The sequence below is a fragment of the Pseudomonas fildesensis genome (assembly GCF_001050345.1).
GTDB lineage: Bacteria > Pseudomonadota > Gammaproteobacteria > Pseudomonadales > Pseudomonadaceae > Aquipseudomonas > Aquipseudomonas fildesensis.
Genome location: NZ_LFMW01000012.1, coordinates 1 through 18,847, shown reverse-complemented (window position 1 = coordinate 18,847; position 18,847 = coordinate 1). Strand labels below are relative to the sequence as shown.

Sequence of the window (18,847 nt, the reverse complement as noted above, 5' to 3'; positions counted from 1 at the left end):
ATGCCCTGGCCCGTCAGTGGGATTCTAGTGAGCTTGCGGGTTATAGGGGCAGTTTCATCCGCTCGAACGGGGTTTTCCTACGCTGCATTGACGAGCGCCCATAAAAAAACCGCGCCACCCGAGGGTGGCGCGGTTTTTTAAGGTTTGACTCAGGTGTCCAGCTTGTCTTCCAGCACGGCCCCGGTCTTGGCGTCGAGCTTCACTTCAAACTTCTTGCCGGTGGTATCGGTCAGGTCAACTTCGTAGACCAGTACGCCACTATTGTTGTGGTCCAGTTCGGTGTCGTTGATGGTGGCGCCGGCATGTTTGGCCACGGCCGCAGCGTTGAGTTTCTCGAATGGCATCACAGCGCCGGACTTGAGCAGGCCTTCGATATGATCCGGGCGAACATCAGCCTGGGCCAGGCCGGCAGTCAGGGTCAGGGCGGTGGCAGCGAACAGAGCGGTCAAGGTTTTCATCGTGTGTATCCTTCTTCGGTGAGCTGTTTAAGTGGGCTCAGGTTAACCAGTGCAACTTAACTCATGCTTAATTAGTTCAAGGAGTTGCGCAGTTCGTTCAATCCAATGTGCACGCGAACTTTCATGCTGGGGCCTCACGTAAGGGAGACTCGGATGAAACGGTTAGTGAGTTGGATGTATGCGCCCGCGTTCCTGGCAGGGTTTGTCGGCTGGTCACTTTGGCTGATACAGGCCGGGCAAGCGCAATGGCTGGTGCTGGTCTTTGCCACAGCGGTGGCGGTGTCGTTCCTGGCGGAACAATGGCTGCCCTATGAGCCGCAGTGGAATCACACCCTGGGCGACCGTCGGCGTGACACGCTTCACGCGCTGGTCAACGAAAGCCTGAATGCCTTGGGTTTGCTGATAGTGCCGGGGCTGACTGCGCTGCTGGCGTTCGACGGAATCTGGCCGCGCGGGTGGCCGATGTGGCAGCAATTGTTGCTGGCCGTTTTCCTGGCCGACGCCGGCATTACCTTGATGCATTACGCCAGCCATCGCATCGCCCCTCTGTGGCGCCTGCATGCGGTGCACCACAGCGTGCAACGGCTCTATGGCTTCAATGGGTTGATGAAGCATCCCTTGCACCAACTGCTGGAGGCCACGGCGGGCCTGCTGCCGTTGATCCTGCTGGGGATTCCGCTGGAGGTGGCGCAGTTGCTCGCACTGGCCATCGCCATTCAATTGTTGTTACAGCATTCCAACGTCGATATGCGCCTGGGGCCGTTGCGTTGGGTCTTTGCCTGGGCGCCGGTGCACCGTTTTCATCATATGAAGTACGGCCGGGCGGGCGATGTGAATTTCGGGCTGTTTTTCAACCTGTGGGACTGGCTGCTGGGCACGGCGTTTTATCGTGACGGCTATCGCATGGGGCCGGGGGATTTGGGCATTGGCAGTCGGCCGGATTTTCCGGTGGCGTACGGGGCGCAGTTGCGTGATCCGTTTATGCGTGCGCAGTTGGCCAAAGAGCCGCCGTTACCAGACGATCTACGTTAAGAGTCGCACGTGCAATTGGCGCAGTGACGCTCCAGCGGTGACGCCAAACAACTGCTTCATCGTCCGCGAGAAGTGCGCCGAGTCGGCAAAGCCCGCACCGTGGGCGGCCTCGGTCAAGCTGCTGCCGGCGAGGGCCAGTTGCAGTGCGACGCGCAACCGCCGCCACAGCACCAGGCGGCGTATCGGCACACCGAGTTGATCAGCGAACAGCCGCTCCAGTTGGCTCAGCGACAGGTGCGCCGCCTGGGCGAGGGCAGCGGCCGATACCTTGCCGGCCAGTTGTTGATCGAGGGCTGACAGGGCGCGCTTTATCCGAGCATCTTCAAGGGTGCGCCGGGGCAATTGACGCAAATGCTGGTCGAGTATTTCCAGCGACAGTTCGCCGGCAAGCAGCAATTGCTGCAAAGGCTCGGCATCAAACACGACGGGTTCGGCATACAGCATCAACACCTCAGCCTCGGTCTCGAGAATGGCGTGGGTGTGCCGTGAAGGGATAAACAGGCGATGGGCCGTGACTACACGGCCATCAAGGCTGACCGTGACCGGCCCGCCGAGGGAGAACATCAACTGATGCGCGTAATGCGCATGGGGCGCGGTGCGCCAAGGCTTGCCGAGGATCAGGCCGTAGTCACACCCCAACCACAGGAGGCCTGACCCTTCGGGTTTCACTCAGTACTTATAGTCGTTCAGCAGATCCTGCACGCTGGACGACGGGTAGCGCTTGTAGAACTTGAGCAGTTCGGCGGCGCGGTTGGTGAAAATGCCGTCGACGCCTGCTTTCGTCACCTTGTCGAAGTCCACAGGCTCATCGACGGTGTAGACGTGCACCAGTAGGCCCTTGTCGTGGGTAAGTTGGTTCATTTCAGGCTTCACCAGGTCGGTGTAGCTCTGGTCGCCGTGGGCGGTCAGTTCGGCCGACGGGCCAGTGCCAATGGCGCCGAGGCTCTTGGCTTCGTCGACCCATTTTTCAAATTCAGCGGCGTCTTTCGGCTCTTGCTTGGCGTAGTAGGCGGCCTTGGTGGTTTCGCCGGATTCGGCGAAGGTCTGCTTGGATTTCGGTTCGATGCTGCCTTCACCCACCCATAACAGCAGGATCTTCGGGGTGTTCGGCATTTCTTTCTGCAGCTCTTTCAAGCTGTCTTTTTCAAACGTCTGCAGCACGACGCGGCCCTTGCCCTGGCCAACACCGATGTTCTTCTGCGCTTGGTTGGAACCGGTGGAGCTCAGCCAGCCCTTGTCCAGCAGCTTGTTTTTCAGGTCGGCTTCGATGCCAGGAAACTGCTTGGGCTCCTTGGTTTCGATGTACAGGCCTGGTTTGTGCTGCGGCGAGCCTTCGGCAATCTTGATGATTTCGTCGAGGCTCTGGATTTTCAGGCCCACGAACCCTGGGCGGGCACGATCCGGGTAAGCGGCGTTGAACCAACTGCCGGCGTCCAGGGTGCGCAGCTCGGCCCACGTGAACTCGTTGGCCGGGCTGTCTTTACGCTCGGGAAACTTGGAGGCCACGTCGGTGGTGCGCTGCAGGTTGTTGTCGTGCAGGGCGAACAGCACGCCGTCCTTGCTGCGCTGCAGGTCCAGTTCCAGGTAGTCGGCACCCAGGTCGCGGGCGAGCTTGTAGGAAGCAGCGGTAGATTCGGGTGCGTCGTAGGAAGCGCCACGGTGGGCGATCACGGCTGGGTAGGGGATGCCTTCGTTAGTTGCCAATTCAGCCGGGCTGATCGGGTCGGCAGCCTGCGCCTGGCCAAAGCCGAGCATCAGGGCGAGCAGCAAGGCGCTCCCTATCGTGGCTGGCACCGGGCCGTTGGTAAACGTGACAGGCATATGCGAAGTCCTTTCGTGGAGGTAGCTTTGAGAAGGCCTCCTTTTTAACAATTGATTGCGAAAGGCGCTATCACCAAACCGACATTAACGTGCGCACGGCCCAATTTTCTCGGTTTTTTTGTGATGCATTGCAGTACCCTTGCCTGAAGCTGCCCCGCTAGAGGGCGGTACTTTCTGCCACGCGTGTAAACCATCTTTCCAGTCCCTGTGGGACTTTTCAGTGAGGTTGACCATGCGCATCACTTCCGAGCTTATCTGCCAGGCCGCCGACCAACTCAAGGGTTTTGTCGGCCTGAACCGCAAGTCCGGCCAGTACATCGTGCGTTTCAGCGAAGATTCCTTCGGCATGGACGTGGCCGATGACGGCATCATCCCCACCGCCGAATTTGTCTGGCTGCCAGCCCCCGAGCAGGCCATGACCCTGTCGCGTGAACGCATTCAGTTGCTGCTGGACCAGAACATCGACGACCGCATCAACATCACCGAGCCGCTGCGGGTGTATATGCAGCGGGTGGAGATACCGCAGATCAGTGCGTTGCGCAGTTTGGTGAGCTGACAATCAAGGTGTGGGCTTGTCGTGGCTAGCATGCCTGTTGTGGGGCGCGTGCTTTTTGTGGCGAGCGGGCTTGCCCCGCGTTGGGCTGCGCAGCAGCCTTAAAACCTGACGCCTCGGTGTATCAGTAATAACCAGGTGGTCTGAATGGGGCCGCTTCGCGGCCCAACGGGAGCAAGCTCCCTCGCCGCAGTTACGGTGCTTACCCTTAACTGGGCAAGCCCGCTCGCCACGACAAGCGTGTTACTGGCTGTCGAATGTGTAAGCCCGCTCCACTTTGCACACCCGTGTGTGAAACGCCGCGTACCAGGTGGAGCGTCCCTGTTCACGTATGTCCCGATGCTCGGCCTGCTGTTTCCAGGCCAGGATCGCCGCCTCGCTGCTCCAGTACGACACGGTGATCCCCAAACCATCCTCCCGCGCCGATTCCACCCCCAGGAACCCCGGTTGTTCGCGCGCCAGTTCCAGCATGCGCGTCGCTGCCTGGCCATAACCTTGATCACCGTCGGTGCGCAGTGAGCTGAAAATCACCGCGTAGTAGGGTGGCGCGGGCGTCTTGGCGATCATGCCGACACCGCCTGGCAGGCCTTGAGCAGGGCAACTGCCAGCGGCGGCGTGATGCCTTTGAGGGCGGCGCGTTCGGGTTGGAACAGGGTGGCGACGAAGAACGGATGGTCGAGCAATTCCACCGCGCGCACATCTCCCGCCGAATCATGGCCGCTGGAAATCAGCTGGCCTTCGAGCAATGCGCTGGCGAACTCGGGGCTCATGCCGTAGCGGCAGCGATAGCCTTCCTCGATATCAAGGTGGCCGTAGGCTTCGGCGATTCGCGTGTAGGGCGCCAGGCGCACGGTGTCGGTCGCTTCCACCAGCGCACAGCTCAGTGGCGTGATCACTGCACGCTTGGCATCCGGCGCCAACTCGCCATGTTCGGCGTCGGCCCAGCCGAGCACGTTGCGGGCATATTCCAACACCGCATGTTGAAAACCACCGCAGGTACCGAGGAAAGGGCGACGCTGTTCGCGGGCAAAACGGATCGCGCGCAGTGCGCCTTCAGCGTCGCGGTACGGGCTGGCGGGCACGCACCAGAAGCCGTCGAAGCCATGGAGTGATGGGGGGAGTGTGTCGGTGTCGAGCCATTGGGCATGAACGGTCAGCCCCAAGGTGTCGGCCGCCTGTTGCAATGCGAGGGGAATGGCCTGGTGCGCGATGACGTCGGGGTTGTAATCGCCGATCAGGGCGAGGTGCAGGGTGGTGTTTTTCATCGTGGGCGTCCCATGGCTTGTTGTGTCCTGGTGCGCACTATAGATTGGCGTTCACGCAATCAAAATTGGCGTTTACCCACATGCTCAATGCAGCCACGCACTATCAAATCGACTACCCCGACCTGTCGCTGATCCTTGCTTTGGTACGCGGTGGCACACTCGCACGGGCGGCGGCATTGTTGCGGGTGGATGTGTCCACGGTGTTCCGTGCGGTTCGGCGGTTGGAGGCGTCGCTGGGCCAGACGTTGTTTGAAAAAAGCCGCGCCGGTTACCTGCCCACCAGCCTGGCCAGCCACCTGGCGCAACAGGCCGAGCACGCAGAACAAGCTCTGGAAGCCGCGCGAATAGGCGTGGAGCAGGGCGGTGAAGTGATCAGTGGCACGGTGCGCCTGACTTGTACCGACTCGGTGCTGCAAGGCCTGCTGCTGCCGGCCCTGGCGCAGTTCATGCCGGATTACCCGGCGCTGACCCTGGAACTGAGCACCTCCAATGATTTCGCCAACCTCAGCCGCCGCGATGCCGACATCGCGCTGCGCCTGACCAAGACGCCACCGGAGCATCTGGTCGGCCGCCGCCTGGGCGCGGTGGCGTATCAAGTGTGTGCCAGCGCGGGCTATGCGCGGCAGCACGAGGGTCGCGACCTGGCCGACCTGGCCTGGATCGCGCCGGATGACTTCCTGCCCGATCACCCCACCGTCGCCTGGCGTCGCGCGCACTTGCCGGGCGTGCGCCCGAGTTATCGTTGCAACAGCATGTTGTCGGTCACCGAACTGGTGCGGGCGGGGTTGGGCGTGGCGGCGTTGCCGGACTTTCTATTGAACGGCAGCCTGCAACCGCTGGGCCCTGCGCTGTCAGGGCATGACACGGCGCTGTGGTTGCTGACACGCCCGGATTGCCGGGCGTTGCGCTCGGTGGTGACGCTGTTTGATGAGTTGGGGCGGCATGTGCGCTTGCCGGGGCGTTAGGTTTTTCGCACAAAGTGCTCATGCATTTCGCACGTCAGGGTCTCGATGTGTTCCGTCAGCTTCTGGGTCATTTCCGTCAGATGGGTGTTTTGTTCCAGCAGGGCCAACAGCTGTTTGCTGGTCTGTTCCGCCTGAGCCTGGCGCTCGGTATTGGCGACGGCCAGCGCTTCACGGTGTTGCGCATCGGCGTCGGACTGGGCTTTGTCGCGGGCGGCCTGGCGCGTCTGGGCCAGCAGGATCAGCGGCGCGGCGTAGGCCGATTGCAGGCTGAAAGCCAGGTTGAGCAGGATGAACGGGTACACGTCGAAATGCGTGATGCCGGTGACGTTCAACACCACCCACAAGATCACGATCGCGGTTTGCGCGCCGAGGAACGTCGGCGTGCCGAAGAAGCGGGCAAAGGCCTCGGCCTTGAGGGCAAAGGTGTCATTGCCAAAGGTCGGTGCCAGGTGGGCGTGAGCACGGTGAAAACGCAGGTGGTCGACGGGAGTGGGTTTGGGCTTGTCTGGGGTCATGGCGGGCTCGGGTCATCAACGTTGAGACAGTGAACCACTATAGCCCTGGCGACCTGTCTGACACATGAATAACCCCGGTCCCACCCTCTCAGGTTCAGTTGCCGCCGCGCTCATTGGCAAATGCGCTGACCGCTTGCACTGCCTCGCTGGTGCTTTCGCGAATCTGCAGGATCACCGTGCCGTCTCGATGGCGGCGTTGAGCGCGAGCAGGTTGGTCTGGTCGGCGATGCGGGCGAACGCAGGCGTGCAGAACATTCGATGGAGCTGGCTCTCGATCTGCTCGGCGCGGTAGCGCATGGTCCGCAGGGAATTGTCACTGGCGCGCAGCACAGTACCTTGCAGGCCGAATTCGAATTCAGACGAGGTGTCGTATGACAACCTCAGGCGGAATGAGCGATCACGTAGTCGCTGACATTGACCCGATTACGCCCAGTATCCTTGGCGGAATACAGCGCCCGATCCGCCGCGTTCAGCCACATGGCCGCATCGGTGAAGAAGGGCTGGAAATCCGCCAGGCCAATGCTGAGGCCGACGCGCAGCTCGGGGATCTGCGGGTTGCGGTAATTGCTGAAGGTTTCGCGCATGCGTTCCATGACCTGCGCGGCCTCTTCCAGGGGCATTTTCGGAAGAATCACACAGAACTCATCGCCACCATAACGGCCTGCCAGGTCGTTTTCCCGCAGGTTGCGTCGCAGCTCCACACTCAATTGCCGCAGCACAGCGTCACCGACGATGTGGCCGTGGGTGTCGTTGATCTGCTTGAAGTGATCGATGTCGATCAGCGCGATGGTGGCGTGACTTTGCTGCTGTTGGCACTTGTGGAACTTGAGGTGCAGCAGGTCTTTCCACGAGCCGTGATTGAGCAGGCCGGTGAGGCTGTCGGTGCGGCTCAGGGCGCTGAGGGCGCGTTTGTGTTCCGAGAGTTTGATTGCCAACTGATAACAGACCATGCCGATGGCCATGGGGTAGAGGGTCAGCATCGGCAGGCAGGTGTAGACCTGGAGCAGGCTGACGTCGGGGTTGAACCGGATGCCGAACAAAGCTCCCGCCACACCGATGCCGATGCCTTGTGCCAACAGGCCGCGCAGGAACAGGCGCTTGCCGCCGGCCGCGACGTTGTTCATGGTCATCATCGAAAGGATCGTCACCGCCGTGAGTGGGGTGAACTGCGTGGCGGCAGCCCAGAAACCACCGCACAACGAGTCGTACAGCAGGTTGCGCTGTTCGGCCTGATAGGGAAATTGCGAACGGGTCGAAAGCTGGTACGCCACGTGCGCCCAGGCAAAACCATTGAACAGCAGGAATGCCCAGACCCAGCCCGGCATTGCCAGTGGGTATAAAGCGCCAATGACGCTGAAGCAGCCGATACCCAGGCCGATAATCCTTGGCTTGTAGATACGCCTGGCAAATGAAAGCCCTTTGCCTCGTCTGTTTTCCATAAATTCCTGGGGCAGCTCTTTTTTGCAGATTCGCCAGTGCGCGTTCGCAGGGTTAACCGTTGATCGGATAAGGCCTGTGAATATTGTCAGTTATTCACGCAGGAATAATCAGTGTCCTTATAGGCCATTTACGTGAAATAGAGGGCAAATACGTCAAAAACGACCAGGGATGTCGTGCCTGCAATGGTTGCTATAGCGGTCGGGTTGCGGGGACCTCGTAGCCAGCCAGAAACAAATCGATAGCCGACTCGATCACACTGGCCTGGTTGGCGGCGTCCAGGGTGGGTTGGCCCAGGGTGATTTGCGGCCAGAACGCGAACGCCTTGAGCAGGCTTTGAATCTGATGGGCGGCGAACGCCGGGTCGGTGCAACTGAGCCGGCCATCGTCCTGGGCGGCGCGTACCCACTGGGTAAAGCCTTCTTCACGCTTGCTCAGGCGGTTGACCATGTCCTGGGCGCGTTCCGGCGAGTGGATGGTCGCAGCGATGGCAACGCGGGCCAGGTCGAGGAAATTGGCGTCCGCCATCATCTTCATCTTGGCTTCCAGCAACCCGCGCAGTTGTTCACGCAGGGGGCGGTTGCTGGCGTAGCTCACATCCAGTTGCGCGACGCTGCTGGCCCAGAGTTGGTGGAGGATCTCTGCAAACAACTCCTCCTTGCTGGGGAAGTGGTTGTACACCGTGCGTTTGGAAACGCCGGCCGTGGCGGCGATCTTGTCCATGCTGGTGACCTCGAACCCGTTATCGCGAAACTCGGCGATGGCAGCGGCCACGATGGCTTCGCGTTTGCGGTCGGTGAGGCGTTGGGGGGCAGTCATGGCGGGCGATCAGCTCCAAAAATAAAATTACACTCGGTAGTTTACTTGCTACAGGTTTTGTTGCAATCTTGAAACTACACTGTGCAGTGTAACTTATGAGCGGTCTGTAGGAGATACCTTGTAATGGCCACAACCTTAACCCGTCTCGCCCCCGCGCCTGTCGCGCTTAAACCCGCCGAGCAGGATCAGGGGCACTTCAGCAACGACGCCCCCGTGCCGCACGGCGGCTTTGGCAAAACCTTGGGTATTTTTTGGAAGATGCTGTTCCACAAGCCGCGCAGTACGCGGCCGTTGGGCGAAATTCCAGTGCATGCGCTGACCCGCCAGCAACTACTGGCCGCCCCCGATCACAGCGTGTTCCGCCTGGGTCACTCCACCGTGCTGCTGAAAATGCGCGGCAAATTCTGGCTGACCGACCCGGTGTTCGCCGAGCGCGCGTCGCCGTTCAGTTGGGCCGGCCCCAAGCGCTTCCACCCGCCGCCGATCAGCCTGGACGAGCTGCCGCCCCTGGAGGCGGTAATTCTTTCCCACAACCATTACGACCATCTCGACCACAAGGCTGTCATCCAGCTGGCCGACAAGACGCGTTATTTTCTCGCTCCGCTGGGTGTGGGCGACACCCTGGTCAAGTGGGGCGTGGACGCCAGCAAGGTGCGGCAACTGGATTGGTGGCAGGGCACCGAGGTCGATGGCATTCGATTTGTCTCGACCCCTGCGCAGCATTTCTCCGGGCGCGGCCTGTTTGATGGCAACCAAACCCTATGGTGTTCCTGGGTGATGATTGACGGCGCACGGCGGATCTTCTTCAGCGGTGACACCGGCTATTTCGACGGCTTCAAACGCATCGGCGAGCAGTACGGGCCGTTCGACCTGACGCTGATGGAAACCGGTGCTTACAATGTCGACTGGCCCCATGTGCACATGCAGCCGGAGCAAACCCTGCAAGCGCATATCGACCTCAAGGGCCGCTGGCTGCTGCCGATTCACAATGGCACCTTCGACCTGGCGTTCCATGCCTGGCACGAACCTTTCGATCGGATCATGGCGCTGGCGTGGGAGCGCAACGTGTCGATCACCACACCGCCGATGGGGCAGGCGTTCAGTTTGAACCAGCCTGAACGTGGGTATGCGTGGTGGCTGGAGGTGGAAACTCAAGGGGTGGAAGAGCAGGTTGTAAGCTAATGCAGGGGGCATCTGGAAAAAGGATTTTCGGGGTGTTTCACCCCTGCGACAAACGCCCGAACAGGGTGCGATGATCCCGGCAAATTCATAGTCCGGGGCAGGTTCTGATGGAAGAGAAATGTACGAAATATTGGCGGGCGGGCATGCCCTGTCCGGCGGGGTTGCCCTTGCTCTCCGGTTCGGCCTGTTCGCCATCGCCGCCGCCGCCCCACGACCCCCCCAGTCCGGGTAGCATCACGTTTGGCGTCGCTGCACCCAATTCGGAACAGCCTGTCGTAAGCGTTCCAACGCCCAGGTATGACGTCCCGGGGCCGATGATGAAAACCTCACGGGATCCCGCGTTGTCACTGATGGCCTTGAGTGGTATCGAGCCTACGGGGCCGCTAATGGTGGAAGTCCCTTTGGTGCAAAACAACAGCACGTTTGCTCCCACCCAGGCATTGGCCGGTTGGCGCATAGGCTTTGCCGGCCGGTATGTGCGTGTAAACAACTACCAGCGTGTCGAGCAAGGGGCACCCTTCGTCCGGGCCTTGGACATCCTGCGCGAGGCCGGTGCACAGCTAGTGCCGGTGGACGTGCAATGGGTGGATGACACCCTTCAATTCACCCTGCAGACCCACCCTGAAATCGATAATTACGTGATCAAACATCGCCTGGATGCCATGGTTTCCGAAGGCGAGAGCAGCGTATTTCATGGGGCTTGCAAACGCGGGTACCCCGGCCTGTGCGAGCCGTTGGAGGAGGGTGCAACGCTGTGGTTTTATAGCGCGCGTTGGTCGCGCGATTCGTTGGCCACGTTGGTGCGGGTGTATCGGCAGAGGGCGTCATGTGAGCCGGGTAGCCAGGATCCACTACAAGGCACGCTGATTCCTCCCACGGCCTGAATGGCAATAGTCTCAACGCTCGGGAGAGGCTTGGGTTCTTAGACTGGAGCATGGATCAACCTTGATCCTTGGTTCTTTCTTACCTCAGGAGAAGCCTTATGGTTGGCATTGGTTACGGCATGAATTCGCTCATCCGACAGTGTGCGCAGTATCTGGTCGAGGTTCCCTCCCGTCCAGCTTCCAAACCCGTGTCACCAGGTACCGAATACGCAAGCGTTCGCGAACTCGGCGAGCAAATGGCCAGGCCGGGCGGGCTGACATCGGCGGATCTGGTCAATTACCTGCAAGAGCGTATCCGCACGTTAAACCCGCAACTGAGTGCGGTCATTGAACTGAATCCCGAGGCGTTGGAGACCGCTCGCGAGCTGGACCGCGAACGCGCCAGTGGCAAGGTTCGGGGGCCCCTGCATGGCATTCCGATTTTGCTCAAGGACACGATTGAGACCCAAGGCATGCAAACCAGTGCAGGCGCCTTTGGACTTGTCGGGGCGGTGGCCGGTAAAGATGCCCCTATTGTCCAGCGCTTGATCGAGCAGGGCGCGGTGATCCTGGGTAAAACCAACCTGAGTGAGCTGGCCGGTTTTCGCGGTGGCCCCGATGGCTGGAGTAGCCGGGGTGGGCAAACACGTAACCCGCATAACCCCGACGCGGATGTGGGCGGTTCAAGTGCCGGGTCGGCGGCGGCAGTTGCTGCCGGGCTGGCACCGTTGGCGGTAGGCACCGAAACCAATGGTTCGATCATCGTGCCCGCGGCGCTTAATGGCGTGGTGGGGCTCAAGCTCAGCGTCGGTCTGGTGGATCGCAACGGCATCATTCCCGCCAGCCAGCGGCAGGACACACCGGGCCCGATGGCGCGCTCGGTGTTCGATGCGGCGTTGATGCTCAATGGCATGTCGGGCAGCGATCCTCAAGATCCGCAAAGCACAGGGGCACCTCAGGGCATCGACTACACCAAGCTGTTGGTTCCGGGTGCTTTGAAGGATAAGCGCATTGGCTATCCCGCGACTTTCTCCGCAAATGGAGAAAGCCAGCCAGTGATCAACAGTGAACAATTCGCCCAGACACTCAAAGTGCTTGAAGCGAAGGGCGCAATTCTGGTGCCAATCGACATGCGCATTGCCGATGCTTCACGCTACGGTGAATTGCTGTACTCGGATGTGAAGGACGAGCTGAATGCCTATCTGCAAAAGCGCCCGGGGTTACCGGCCCAGTCACTGGACGAGTTGATCAAGTTTAACGAGGCGCGTGACGGCACCGAGACCGATCACCAACCAATGCTCCACGAGGTCAACGCCTCCACCCTTAAACCTGAAGAGCGCACAGCGCTTTGGGATGACCTTATCGAGGATTTTCGCAGCACGGTGGACGACCCGATCAAACAGAACAAGCTGGACGCCATCGTGTCGGACTTCGAAACGAGCAGTTACTTCGCGGTTGCCGCCGCGGGTTATCCGGGCATCACGGTGCCTTCCGGAACGAATGAGGAAGGCCTGCCTACCAGTGCGTACTTCTTTGGTACCCGCTGGGCGGAGCCGACGTTGTTGGCGGTGGCCCACGGTTACGAACAGGCGGCCCAGGCTATTCCAAAGCCTGTGCTTTCAAAGGATCAGTCGCGTTCCCGGCAATAGCGAAGGGGCGGGGTTGCGGTGTGGCAGGTCTGGGCCAAGGGCCTGACACGCCGGTAGGTTGCCTGTTACACAGAACAGCCTTAACCCCGGACGCGATTACACTCAATCCCATGGAGGGAAACCATGGCCTATAAAATTCATATCCTGGGGGCAGCAGGTGCCGGCACCACAACCTTGGGCAAGGCCTTGGCCGAACGCCTGGGCGTTGCCTATTTCGAATCGGACTTCTTCTACTGGCAGCCAACGCCAGCCCCCTTCACCGTCGCCCGACCCCGGGATGAACGCATCCGCCTGCTGCAGGAGCAGACCGCCGGCCTGGAAGGCTGGGTGCTGTCCGGCTCATTGTGCGGTTGGGGAGATCCCATGATCGAGCACTTCACCCACGTGGTGTTCCTGCGGCTGGACCCCAACTTGCGCCTGCAACGCCTGCGGCTGCGGGAAGTGCAGCGCTACGGTGACCAGATACTGGAGGGCGGCAGTCGCCATGCAAACAGCGTTGCCTTCCTCGCCTGGACCGCGCGTTATGACGACGGCAACCACAGCCTACGCAGCCTGCGCCGGCATGAAACCTGGTTGAAACCGCTGACCTGCCCGGTGATCCGGCTGGATGCTACGCACCATTCGGTTGAGGGGTTGGTGAGTCGATTACTTGAAGCGATAAGAAGGCGCTGACCAACGTCCGAGAGCCACTCAAGCGAACAGCACTTCAATACGTCCTTGTGCACGCGAAGCGGGAGCCGCGCTGATGACAATTTGTACATCACGTCCTAGCAGCGATAAACACTCCAGCATCTTGGCTTCGCTGATGCCTCTGAACTTTCCGCGAAGCATTTCAGAAACCTTGGGTTGCGATAACCCAAGGATCACCGAAGCCTGGGATTGAGTGAGATTGCGTGCCTTGAGGATCTCGCCGATCTTTGCCGCGAGCTGTGCCTTGACCTGCATTTCGCTGGCGTCAGGTTGACCAATATCCTCATAGACATTGCCACTGCTTTCTTCGATCTCAATCGCTTTGTGATGCTTCTGCATGGTCCTGCGCCGCCTTGAGTCGCTGTTTGATCAGTTGTATATCGTGCTGTGTTGTTGCAATGCTTTCGTCGACTTCTTCTGAAAACAATGGAGGACATACACAGCGGAGCCAAACCGAACGGTATAGACCCCTCGATAAGTGTTGCCGTCGAAATCTTCGACGATCTCCACTACGGCGTTACCGCCAAATCCCTTTAATGCCTTGGTTTGAGAATGTCTCCCGCCTTCTTGGGCGAGGTGCAACGCAAAGCCAAACACGTCTTGAACAGAGCCAGGCATCAACTGAAGGTCTTTTTTGCTACCGCCCACCCACAGGAGTGGTTTCCATGGACTCATGAGAAAATATACCTAAATAGGGATAATCGTCAGTGCAGGTAAAAAATTAGTCTGCTGTCTCATAAGCCGCATGTATCGAGGATACGGGCAAGACACCGCGCACACTCATCCCCCACCCCGGCGCAAACCCCGGGAAAAACACCAGCCCCTCGGCCTCCAGGCGAAACGCCAATGCCAAACGGGTTTCATCACCCACGTCTGCCTGGCTTTCAAATTGTTGAATCGCCTCCACCGCCACACCGGCCTGGCGGGCCAGTTCTTCGCGGCTCCAACCCAGTATCGCGCGGGCCTGTACGCTGTGCTTGGCGGTGAATTGATGCAGGACGATCTGCTGTTCTACGAAAGAGCTCATTGCCAGAGAGGACATGGATTGTCTCCAGGGTTCGACGGGGGAGGGCAAACTATACTGTGTTTTTGTACAGTTGTTTTGACCGCTCATCAACTGGATTTTGTTGATGGCGTTTCAGCCACCCGTTATTCCACCCCTGGGGTCTCCCGAATAATCAGATGGTCCAGGTTCTCGATATTCGCGCTGAACACCCCGAACGTCTGCTCGGGGTTTTTCTTGCTGGGCACTTGCTTCAATTCCGGCGTCACCCCGTAGAAGAAGCAATACAACGGCCGCTCACTGTCCACCGCCGCCTTGATCTGCTCAAGGAACGCCTGGCGCTTGCGGTAGTTCTCGATGAGCTTTTTGCTCAGGTAGACGTTGACCGAGTAGGGCTTCTTGTCGAGCCACACCTTCTTTTCGAAGTCGATGCGAAAACTGCTGGTGTAGTCCTTGATCTCCTTAATCTTGCCCCAGTAGATAAGGCCCTTGTTGTCCTGCAGGTATTCGATTTTCTTGAAAAATGCCCAATAGGTTGCCGTGTGATCGCCGATCTTCAACGGCATCGCTTTAAGCTTGTCCTTGTCGTCGATGTTCGACACGTAGCATTCCACCGGGTGGGCAAACACGCTGGTTTTATCCGGGGTGGTATCGCTCGAGCTGACAGATGAGTCGGTGCGGTTTAACGGTGTTTTCGCTGGACCTTGTGGGACTTGTCCCTCGGTACCCGTCGCCGGTGTTTTACGCTCGTAGGTACGTCGAGTCAGTACAAACTCCGAGGGGAAATTCTCCTCGCGCTCGTCGTCATTTTCACCCGTGGCGGTTTTGTGGGTGCTGGCGTAGCGGCACCCGTCGATGTGCCGCGTAGTGGTTTTGTTCTTGAAGTGCGGGGTACGCAGGTAGTTGACGTTTTTCGCGTTGAACGTGCTCAGCGCATTGCCCGTCTCGAACGCTGCACGGCAGGTATCGTTGGGGCAGAGGAAGCTGTCCTTGTCGGAATCGTAGGCAGCGGTTTCGTCGAAATTCAGGTCTCGTACGTCGTAGATCGACAGTTTGTCATCGAGACTCAGGCTGTAGGCCGTGTCGAATTTCATGGGGCTCGGGTCCGTGAGATGAATAGCTGGATACTACGCAAATATCAGCCGTTACGGAGTTCAAAAGTGGTCGCCCCCCAGCGAGGTCGCGAACACTCAACCCCTAGCACCCCATGCTGGTGCGCTTCCCACCCTGACACCGCTCAAACCGTAGGAGCTGTCGAGCCCCAGCGAGGCTGCGAAGGGATCACCTCGATCCCCCCACCCGCATCACCGCTGCAACCGGGCCCGCTTTTTCTTCTTCGCATGAAAATGCCGAAAATGCGCATCCTGCGCCGCCGCCAACAACTCCTGATCCCCGCGCGTATCGCCCCAGGCCCGGAGCCGATAATCCCCCAGGTCCCCATACACCGCCTCAAGCCGCCGCACCTTATTCTCACACCGGCAGTTATTCCCGGTGAGCTTGCCCGTCAACACCCCGTCGACCACCTCAAGCTCAGTCCCAATCAACTTGATCCCAAGCCGATCGGCAAACGGCTGCAACACCAACGCCGGCGACGCCGAACACAGCGTCACCACCGCCCCCGACCCCAACTCCTGCTCCACCGACAGCACCCCGGCCGGCCGCATCAACCGTGCCCAGTTGCGCTGGCAGTATTCCTCGGCCTTCTGCTGCACCCACGCCTTCTCCACCCCAGTCATAAAGGTGCGGATCAACTGCGCCTTCAACTCATCCCGGCTGATCCGCCGCAGCAAAAAACGCAGCCCAGGCACCGCCAGCTTCACCATCCGGCCATAAAACTCGCCGGGGCCAAAGGCAAACTTGAGGAAGGGCACGAAACTGTCGTGGTGGGTCAGGGTGCCGTCGAAGTCAAAGACGGAAAGTACTTTGGCATCCACAGGGCCGGCTTCGAGCATGTCTGGGTTCACGGGTTGGCCTCGGTCCTATCTAGTATTTTTTGAGCGTGCATCAGGTGTGACAGCAGGAGTCTACTCCCGTGCCAATCTTCCGATTTTGGAATAAAGCCCCTCAGTGAAAGCATCTCGATCACTTGAACGGTGACAACGCTGATGGCAATTGGGGCACAAGGCTACAGCATTGGTGGTGCGATCCGAACCCTTCTGGGCGAGGTGCTTGACGTGATGTACTTCAAGAAATGGCTGGCCATCCTCTCCAGCAAACGGCGCTGGCTGATCGCAGCCTTCGCAAATGCCATTTGCTAACAGTCTAACCAGCCTTCGCACATGCAGTGCGCGCGCGTAGGAAAGACTGACAGTAAATAACTGCCGCGGATTAAGAATGCCTTGCGGCTCTATTTCAAGGGAGGGCATCGGAACAGTGGTGCGCTTTCGAGGCAATGGCTTATCCGCTGTAGCCTTATGAATCTCAGCGTACAAGCCAGGTTTCGCATCCAGCACCTTGCGTATACGTTCAATCACGCCAGCGCCGATGTTTTTCGCAGGCATATAGCCAGTGATACGCCGCAAGCCCAGCTGTTCAAACACCGCAGATATATTCTGCATGCGGTATTCAATAGACGAGGCGCTGCGCAGGTTAAGTGGCCCCTCTCGCAGTAACCGGTTCTCTGCTGATTTCTTAAAGGCTTGTCCGCTCTGTTCAAGCGTCCACATTTTCAAATAGGCATCGACTGAGGCTTCAAGCTCCTCGTCACTCCAGCCGTTACTCGCTTTTTTCGTATCCATACAGCCGCCGAGGGTAGAAAACCCTCGGACGATACTGAGTGGCTACTATTGAGTCTACGAAATTTCCTACAGCGTGTTGGTGATTCGAAGTCGTTTGAGTCAGAAAATTCGCTGCCACATTCGGAGAGTCTGAGCGACTTTCCGCCACCAAGGCGTCTTTGCTGGCTCTCTACGATAGGTTCGATTCACCAACAGATACGGCATGTCCCGAAGCCGTATCCAGCCTTCATCCTGCCAATGCAGCAGGTTTAGTGACATCTGGGGCCAATCCAGCATGCTCAACAACGGCCGCTCCATCGTTCGTGGCTGACGCTCGTCCCGTAAAATCGGAACGACTTCGTGAGTGAGCCAGTTCCGCAGTAGTCGATTACCCGGTGCGTAGTGGTAAACCAGTAATGCATAGGCACCCGATTCGCTGATCATCAGCATTTCTTCCGGTTGACCGTGGAACAGCAGCCTCAGGCTTTGTCGCTGATCATCATCAAGCTTACGGGTTGTTCGCTCATCCAAGTAACAGCCCATCAAGCGTCCAAGGTCACGCGCGCAGAACCAGGGTTGGTTTTCCAAAAGAAGGGCATGTAGGTGAAGATTATGACGGGTGAAAACGACGGCGATAGAAGGCTCGGGCGTGGCAACTTTCTTGGCCGTCGGCAAGTCGAGCAGATATTGGCTATGCATTTCCTATGACCTCTACGTAATTAACAGAAAGGCCTGAACCCAACGTAGAGAGCGGATTTAAGAAACTCCAACTGGCTTCGCCTCAATGCAGCATCAATTCCGCAGGCACTGAGGTCAGGCGGATTTATTGCTGTGTGGGTGAGGTTAGCTTCTACGTTGGGCGTTTCTTAGGCACCGGCGGACGAGACTATTCAACATCAAAATTCACATCAATCATTCCAGGGATGATCTTCGCGTAAGAAGGATCCTGTTCAGATCATTGAGCATAAAAAAGCCCTGAACAAGTCAGGGCTTTTTAATGTTGCTTGGCTCAGGAATTAATCCCAGCTCAACGCCCCACCAGTCTGATACTCGATCACACGAGTCTCAAAGAAATTCTTCTCTTTCTTCAAGTCCATGATCTCGCTCATCCACGGGAACGGATTGGTGGTGCCTGGGTATTCTTCTTTCAAACCGATCTGCGACAAACGACGGTTAGCGATGAACTTGAGGTAATCCTCCATCATCGCCGCGTTCATGCCCAATACACCGCGTGGCATGGTGTCGCGTGCATATTCAATCTCCAGCTGAGTCCCTTGCAGAATCATCTGGGTCGCTTCTTCCTTCATCTCGGCATCCCACAGATGTGGGTTTTCGATTTTGATCTGGTTGATCACATCGATACCGAAGTTCAAGTGCATCGACTCATCGCGCAGGATGTACTGGAACTGCTCGGCCACGCCGGTCATTTTGTTGCGACGGCCCATGGAGAGGATCTGGGTGAAGCCGCAGTAGAAGAAGATGCCTTCCAGGACGCAGTAGTAGGCAACGAGGTTGCGCAGCAGCTCTTTGTCGGTGTCGACGGTGCCGGTTTCGAACTTTGGATCGGAGATGGAGCGGGTGTACTTGAGGCCCCATGCCGCTTTCTTAGCGACCGATGGAATCTCGTGGTACATGTTGAAGATCTCGCCTTCATCCATGGCCAGCGATTCGATGCAGTACTGGTAGGCGTGGGTGTGGATCGCCTCTTCGAAGGCCTGGCGCAGGATGTACTGGCGGCACTCCGGGTTGGTGATCAGGCGGTACACGGCCAGGACCAGGTTGTTGGCGACCAACGAATCGGCAGTGGAGAAGAAGCCGAGGTTGCGCATGACGATGCGGCGTTCGTCGTCGGTCAGGCCTTCGGGGTCTTTCCACACG

24 protein-coding genes are annotated in these 18,847 nt (G+C 58.8%); 7 read left to right on the top strand and 17 right to left on the bottom strand.

Going from position 1 to position 18,847, the window contains the following annotated elements; translation table 11 throughout:
- Positions 1-149: 149 nt before the first annotated feature.
- Complete coding sequence (locus ACR52_RS17220) at positions 150-458, bottom strand: PepSY domain-containing protein (RefSeq protein WP_048726723.1); 309 nt, start codon at positions 456-458, stop codon at positions 150-152.
- A gap of 153 nt (positions 459-611) precedes the next feature.
- Between ACR52_RS17220 and ACR52_RS17215 the strand changes: the two genes are divergently transcribed.
- On the top strand, positions 612-1,490 hold the full coding sequence (locus tag ACR52_RS17215) for a sterol desaturase family protein (RefSeq protein ID WP_048726720.1): 879 nt from the start codon (positions 612-614) through the stop codon (positions 1,488-1,490).
- On the opposite strand, the gene ACR52_RS17210 is transcribed toward ACR52_RS17215, so the two are convergent.
- Both ACR52_RS17210 and ACR52_RS17205 read right to left on the bottom strand, forming a co-directional pair.
- Positions 1,482-2,159, bottom strand: coding sequence for a helix-turn-helix domain-containing protein (locus ACR52_RS17210; RefSeq protein WP_048726717.1), 678 nt, complete (start codon positions 2,157-2,159; stop codon positions 1,482-1,484). The genes ACR52_RS17215 and ACR52_RS17210 overlap by 9 nt on opposite strands.
- Positions 2,160-3,311: a glycerophosphodiester phosphodiesterase gene (locus ACR52_RS17205; protein ID WP_048726715.1), complete on the bottom strand. Its 1,152-nt coding sequence runs from the start codon at positions 3,309-3,311 to the stop codon at positions 2,160-2,162.
- 232 nt (positions 3,312-3,543) lie between these two features.
- Between ACR52_RS17205 and ACR52_RS17200 the strand changes: the two genes are divergently transcribed.
- Complete coding sequence (locus ACR52_RS17200; RefSeq protein ID WP_048726713.1) at positions 3,544-3,867, top strand: DUF2025 family protein; 324 nt, start codon at positions 3,544-3,546, stop codon at positions 3,865-3,867.
- Positions 3,868-4,107: 240 nt separating this feature from the next.
- Here the strand turns inward: ACR52_RS17200 and ACR52_RS17195 are convergent, their stop codons facing one another.
- Both ACR52_RS17195 and ACR52_RS17190 read right to left on the bottom strand, forming a co-directional pair.
- On the bottom strand, positions 4,108-4,431 hold the full coding sequence (locus ACR52_RS17195; RefSeq protein ID WP_048726711.1) for an antibiotic biosynthesis monooxygenase family protein: 324 nt from the start codon (positions 4,429-4,431) through the stop codon (positions 4,108-4,110).
- Positions 4,428-5,129 carry a CTP synthase C-terminal region-related (seleno)protein gene (locus ACR52_RS17190; protein ID WP_048726708.1) on the bottom strand — a complete coding sequence of 234 codons (702 nt, stop codon included), beginning with the start codon at positions 5,127-5,129 and terminating at the stop codon, positions 4,428-4,430. Before ACR52_RS17190 ends, ACR52_RS17195 begins: the two co-directional genes overlap by 4 nt.
- 80 nt (positions 5,130-5,209) lie before the next feature.
- Here ACR52_RS17190 and ACR52_RS17185 point away from each other — a divergent pair, with 80 nt between their 5' ends.
- Positions 5,210-6,094, top strand: a complete 885-nt coding sequence (locus ACR52_RS17185) for a LysR family transcriptional regulator (protein WP_048726705.1) — start codon at positions 5,210-5,212, stop codon at positions 6,092-6,094.
- On the opposite strand, the gene ACR52_RS17180 is transcribed toward ACR52_RS17185, so the two are convergent.
- The 4 genes from ACR52_RS17180 to ACR52_RS17165 all read right to left on the bottom strand — a co-directional run bounded on the left by ACR52_RS17180 (position 6,091) and on the right by ACR52_RS17165 (position 8,865).
- Positions 6,091-6,609 carry a DUF1003 domain-containing protein gene (locus ACR52_RS17180; RefSeq protein ID WP_048726702.1) on the bottom strand — a complete coding sequence of 173 codons (519 nt, stop codon included), beginning with the start codon at positions 6,607-6,609 and terminating at the stop codon, positions 6,091-6,093. The two genes, ACR52_RS17185 and ACR52_RS17180, sit on opposite strands and share 4 nt — an antisense overlap.
- 171 nt (positions 6,610-6,780) lie before the next feature.
- The gene (locus ACR52_RS31770) at positions 6,781-6,987 is read right to left on the bottom strand and encodes a hypothetical protein (protein WP_048726701.1); all 207 of its coding nucleotides are present in this window, start codon (positions 6,985-6,987) and stop codon (positions 6,781-6,783) included.
- Between the two features lie 2 nt (positions 6,988-6,989).
- Positions 6,990-8,048, bottom strand: a complete 1,059-nt coding sequence (locus tag ACR52_RS17170) for a diguanylate cyclase (RefSeq protein WP_048726698.1) — start codon at positions 8,046-8,048, stop codon at positions 6,990-6,992.
- A 190-nt stretch (positions 8,049-8,238) separates the two neighbouring features.
- Positions 8,239-8,865, bottom strand: a complete 627-nt coding sequence (locus ACR52_RS17165; RefSeq protein ID WP_048726696.1) for a TetR/AcrR family transcriptional regulator — start codon at positions 8,863-8,865, stop codon at positions 8,239-8,241.
- A 123-nt stretch (positions 8,866-8,988) separates the two neighbouring features.
- Between ACR52_RS17165 and ACR52_RS17160 the strand changes: the two genes are divergently transcribed.
- From ACR52_RS17160 to ACR52_RS17145, 4 genes are all read left to right on the top strand, one after another.
- Entirely contained in the window at positions 8,989-10,047 is a 1,059-nt protein-coding gene (locus tag ACR52_RS17160; RefSeq protein WP_048726693.1) for an MBL fold metallo-hydrolase, read from the top strand.
- A gap of 317 nt (positions 10,048-10,364) precedes the next feature.
- The gene (locus tag ACR52_RS29550) at positions 10,365-10,931 is read left to right on the top strand and encodes a hypothetical protein (protein WP_177330522.1); all 567 of its coding nucleotides are present in this window, start codon (positions 10,365-10,367) and stop codon (positions 10,929-10,931) included.
- 98 nt (positions 10,932-11,029) lie between these two features.
- Positions 11,030-12,559 carry an amidase family protein gene (locus tag ACR52_RS17150; RefSeq protein ID WP_048726687.1) on the top strand — a complete coding sequence of 510 codons (1,530 nt, stop codon included), beginning with the start codon at positions 11,030-11,032 and terminating at the stop codon, positions 12,557-12,559.
- Positions 12,560-12,682: 123 nt separating this feature from the next.
- The gene (locus ACR52_RS17145) at positions 12,683-13,231 is read left to right on the top strand and encodes an AAA family ATPase (protein ID WP_048726684.1); all 549 of its coding nucleotides are present in this window, start codon (positions 12,683-12,685) and stop codon (positions 13,229-13,231) included.
- 18 nt (positions 13,232-13,249) lie between these two features.
- Here ACR52_RS17145 and ACR52_RS17140 read toward each other — a convergent pair whose 3' ends face one another.
- From ACR52_RS17140 to ACR52_RS17110, 8 genes are all read right to left on the bottom strand, one after another.
- Positions 13,250-13,588 carry a helix-turn-helix domain-containing protein gene (locus tag ACR52_RS17140; protein ID WP_048726681.1) on the bottom strand — a complete coding sequence of 113 codons (339 nt, stop codon included), beginning with the start codon at positions 13,586-13,588 and terminating at the stop codon, positions 13,250-13,252.
- A gap of 30 nt (positions 13,589-13,618) precedes the next feature.
- Complete coding sequence (locus ACR52_RS17135) at positions 13,619-13,924, bottom strand: type II toxin-antitoxin system RelE/ParE family toxin (RefSeq protein WP_269084181.1); 306 nt, start codon at positions 13,922-13,924, stop codon at positions 13,619-13,621.
- A gap of 46 nt (positions 13,925-13,970) precedes the next feature.
- Positions 13,971-14,291 (bottom strand): helix-turn-helix domain-containing protein, encoded by a 321-nt coding sequence (locus tag ACR52_RS17130; RefSeq protein ID WP_048726678.1) that lies wholly within the window; start codon positions 14,289-14,291, stop codon positions 13,971-13,973.
- 107 nt (positions 14,292-14,398) lie between these two features.
- Entirely contained in the window at positions 14,399-15,346 is a 948-nt protein-coding gene (locus ACR52_RS17125; protein ID WP_048726675.1) for a hypothetical protein, read from the bottom strand.
- Between the two features lie 210 nt (positions 15,347-15,556).
- Positions 15,557-16,204: an HAD-IB family hydrolase gene (locus ACR52_RS17120; protein ID WP_048726672.1), complete on the bottom strand. Its 648-nt coding sequence runs from the start codon at positions 16,202-16,204 to the stop codon at positions 15,557-15,559.
- A gap of 72 nt (positions 16,205-16,276) precedes the next feature.
- Positions 16,277-16,990, bottom strand: a complete 714-nt coding sequence (locus ACR52_RS29545; protein WP_082143178.1) for an HNH endonuclease — start codon at positions 16,988-16,990, stop codon at positions 16,277-16,279.
- A 99-nt stretch (positions 16,991-17,089) separates the two neighbouring features.
- Positions 17,090-17,668, bottom strand: coding sequence for a BRO-N domain-containing protein (locus ACR52_RS17115; protein ID WP_048726670.1), 579 nt, complete (start codon positions 17,666-17,668; stop codon positions 17,090-17,092).
- A gap of 317 nt (positions 17,669-17,985) precedes the next feature.
- On the bottom strand, positions 17,986-18,847 hold an 862-nt coding region (locus ACR52_RS17110), incomplete at its 5' end, for a ribonucleotide-diphosphate reductase subunit beta (protein ID WP_048726667.1).

Coding starts and splice junctions, on each gene's coding strand:
- ACR52_RS17215 (WP_048726720.1), top strand. CDS start 612: ATGAAACGGTTAGTGAGTTGGATGTATGCGCCCGCGTTCCTGGCAGGG.
- ACR52_RS17160 (WP_048726693.1), top strand. CDS start 8,989: ATGGCCACAACCTTAACCCGTCTCGCCCCCGCGCCTGTCGCGCTTAAA.
- ACR52_RS17165 (WP_048726696.1), bottom strand. CDS start 8,865: ATGACTGCCCCCCAACGCCTCACCGACCGCAAACGCGAAGCCATCGTG.
- ACR52_RS17170 (WP_048726698.1), bottom strand. CDS start 8,048: ATGGAAAACAGACGAGGCAAAGGGCTTTCATTTGCCAGGCGTATCTAC.
- ACR52_RS17140 (WP_048726681.1), bottom strand. CDS start 13,588: ATGCAGAAGCATCACAAAGCGATTGAGATCGAAGAAAGCAGTGGCAAT.
- ACR52_RS29545 (WP_082143178.1), bottom strand. CDS start 16,990: ATGGATACGAAAAAAGCGAGTAACGGCTGGAGTGACGAGGAGCTTGAA.
- ACR52_RS17190 (WP_048726708.1), bottom strand. CDS start 5,129: ATGAAAAACACCACCCTGCACCTCGCCCTGATCGGCGATTACAACCCC.
- ACR52_RS17195 (WP_048726711.1), bottom strand. CDS start 4,431: ATGATCGCCAAGACGCCCGCGCCACCCTACTACGCGGTGATTTTCAGC.
- ACR52_RS17205 (WP_048726715.1), bottom strand. CDS start 3,311: ATGCCTGTCACGTTTACCAACGGCCCGGTGCCAGCCACGATAGGGAGC.
- ACR52_RS17135 (WP_269084181.1), bottom strand. CDS start 13,924: ATGAGTCCATGGAAACCACTCCTGTGGGTGGGCGGTAGCAAAAAAGAC.
- ACR52_RS17145 (WP_048726684.1), top strand. CDS start 12,683: ATGGCCTATAAAATTCATATCCTGGGGGCAGCAGGTGCCGGCACCACA.
- ACR52_RS17150 (WP_048726687.1), top strand. CDS start 11,030: ATGGTTGGCATTGGTTACGGCATGAATTCGCTCATCCGACAGTGTGCG.
- ACR52_RS17115 (WP_048726670.1), bottom strand. CDS start 17,668: ATGCATAGCCAATATCTGCTCGACTTGCCGACGGCCAAGAAAGTTGCC.
- ACR52_RS17120 (WP_048726672.1), bottom strand. CDS start 16,204: ATGCTCGAAGCCGGCCCTGTGGATGCCAAAGTACTTTCCGTCTTTGAC.
- ACR52_RS17200 (WP_048726713.1), top strand. CDS start 3,544: ATGCGCATCACTTCCGAGCTTATCTGCCAGGCCGCCGACCAACTCAAG.
- ACR52_RS17220 (WP_048726723.1), bottom strand. CDS start 458: ATGAAAACCTTGACCGCTCTGTTCGCTGCCACCGCCCTGACCCTGACT.
- ACR52_RS17185 (WP_048726705.1), top strand. CDS start 5,210: ATGCTCAATGCAGCCACGCACTATCAAATCGACTACCCCGACCTGTCG.
- ACR52_RS17130 (WP_048726678.1), bottom strand. CDS start 14,291: ATGTCCTCTCTGGCAATGAGCTCTTTCGTAGAACAGCAGATCGTCCTG.
- ACR52_RS17180 (WP_048726702.1), bottom strand. CDS start 6,609: ATGACCCCAGACAAGCCCAAACCCACTCCCGTCGACCACCTGCGTTTT.
- ACR52_RS29550 (WP_177330522.1), top strand. CDS start 10,365: ATGAAAACCTCACGGGATCCCGCGTTGTCACTGATGGCCTTGAGTGGT.
- ACR52_RS17125 (WP_048726675.1), bottom strand. CDS start 15,346: ATGAAATTCGACACGGCCTACAGCCTGAGTCTCGATGACAAACTGTCG.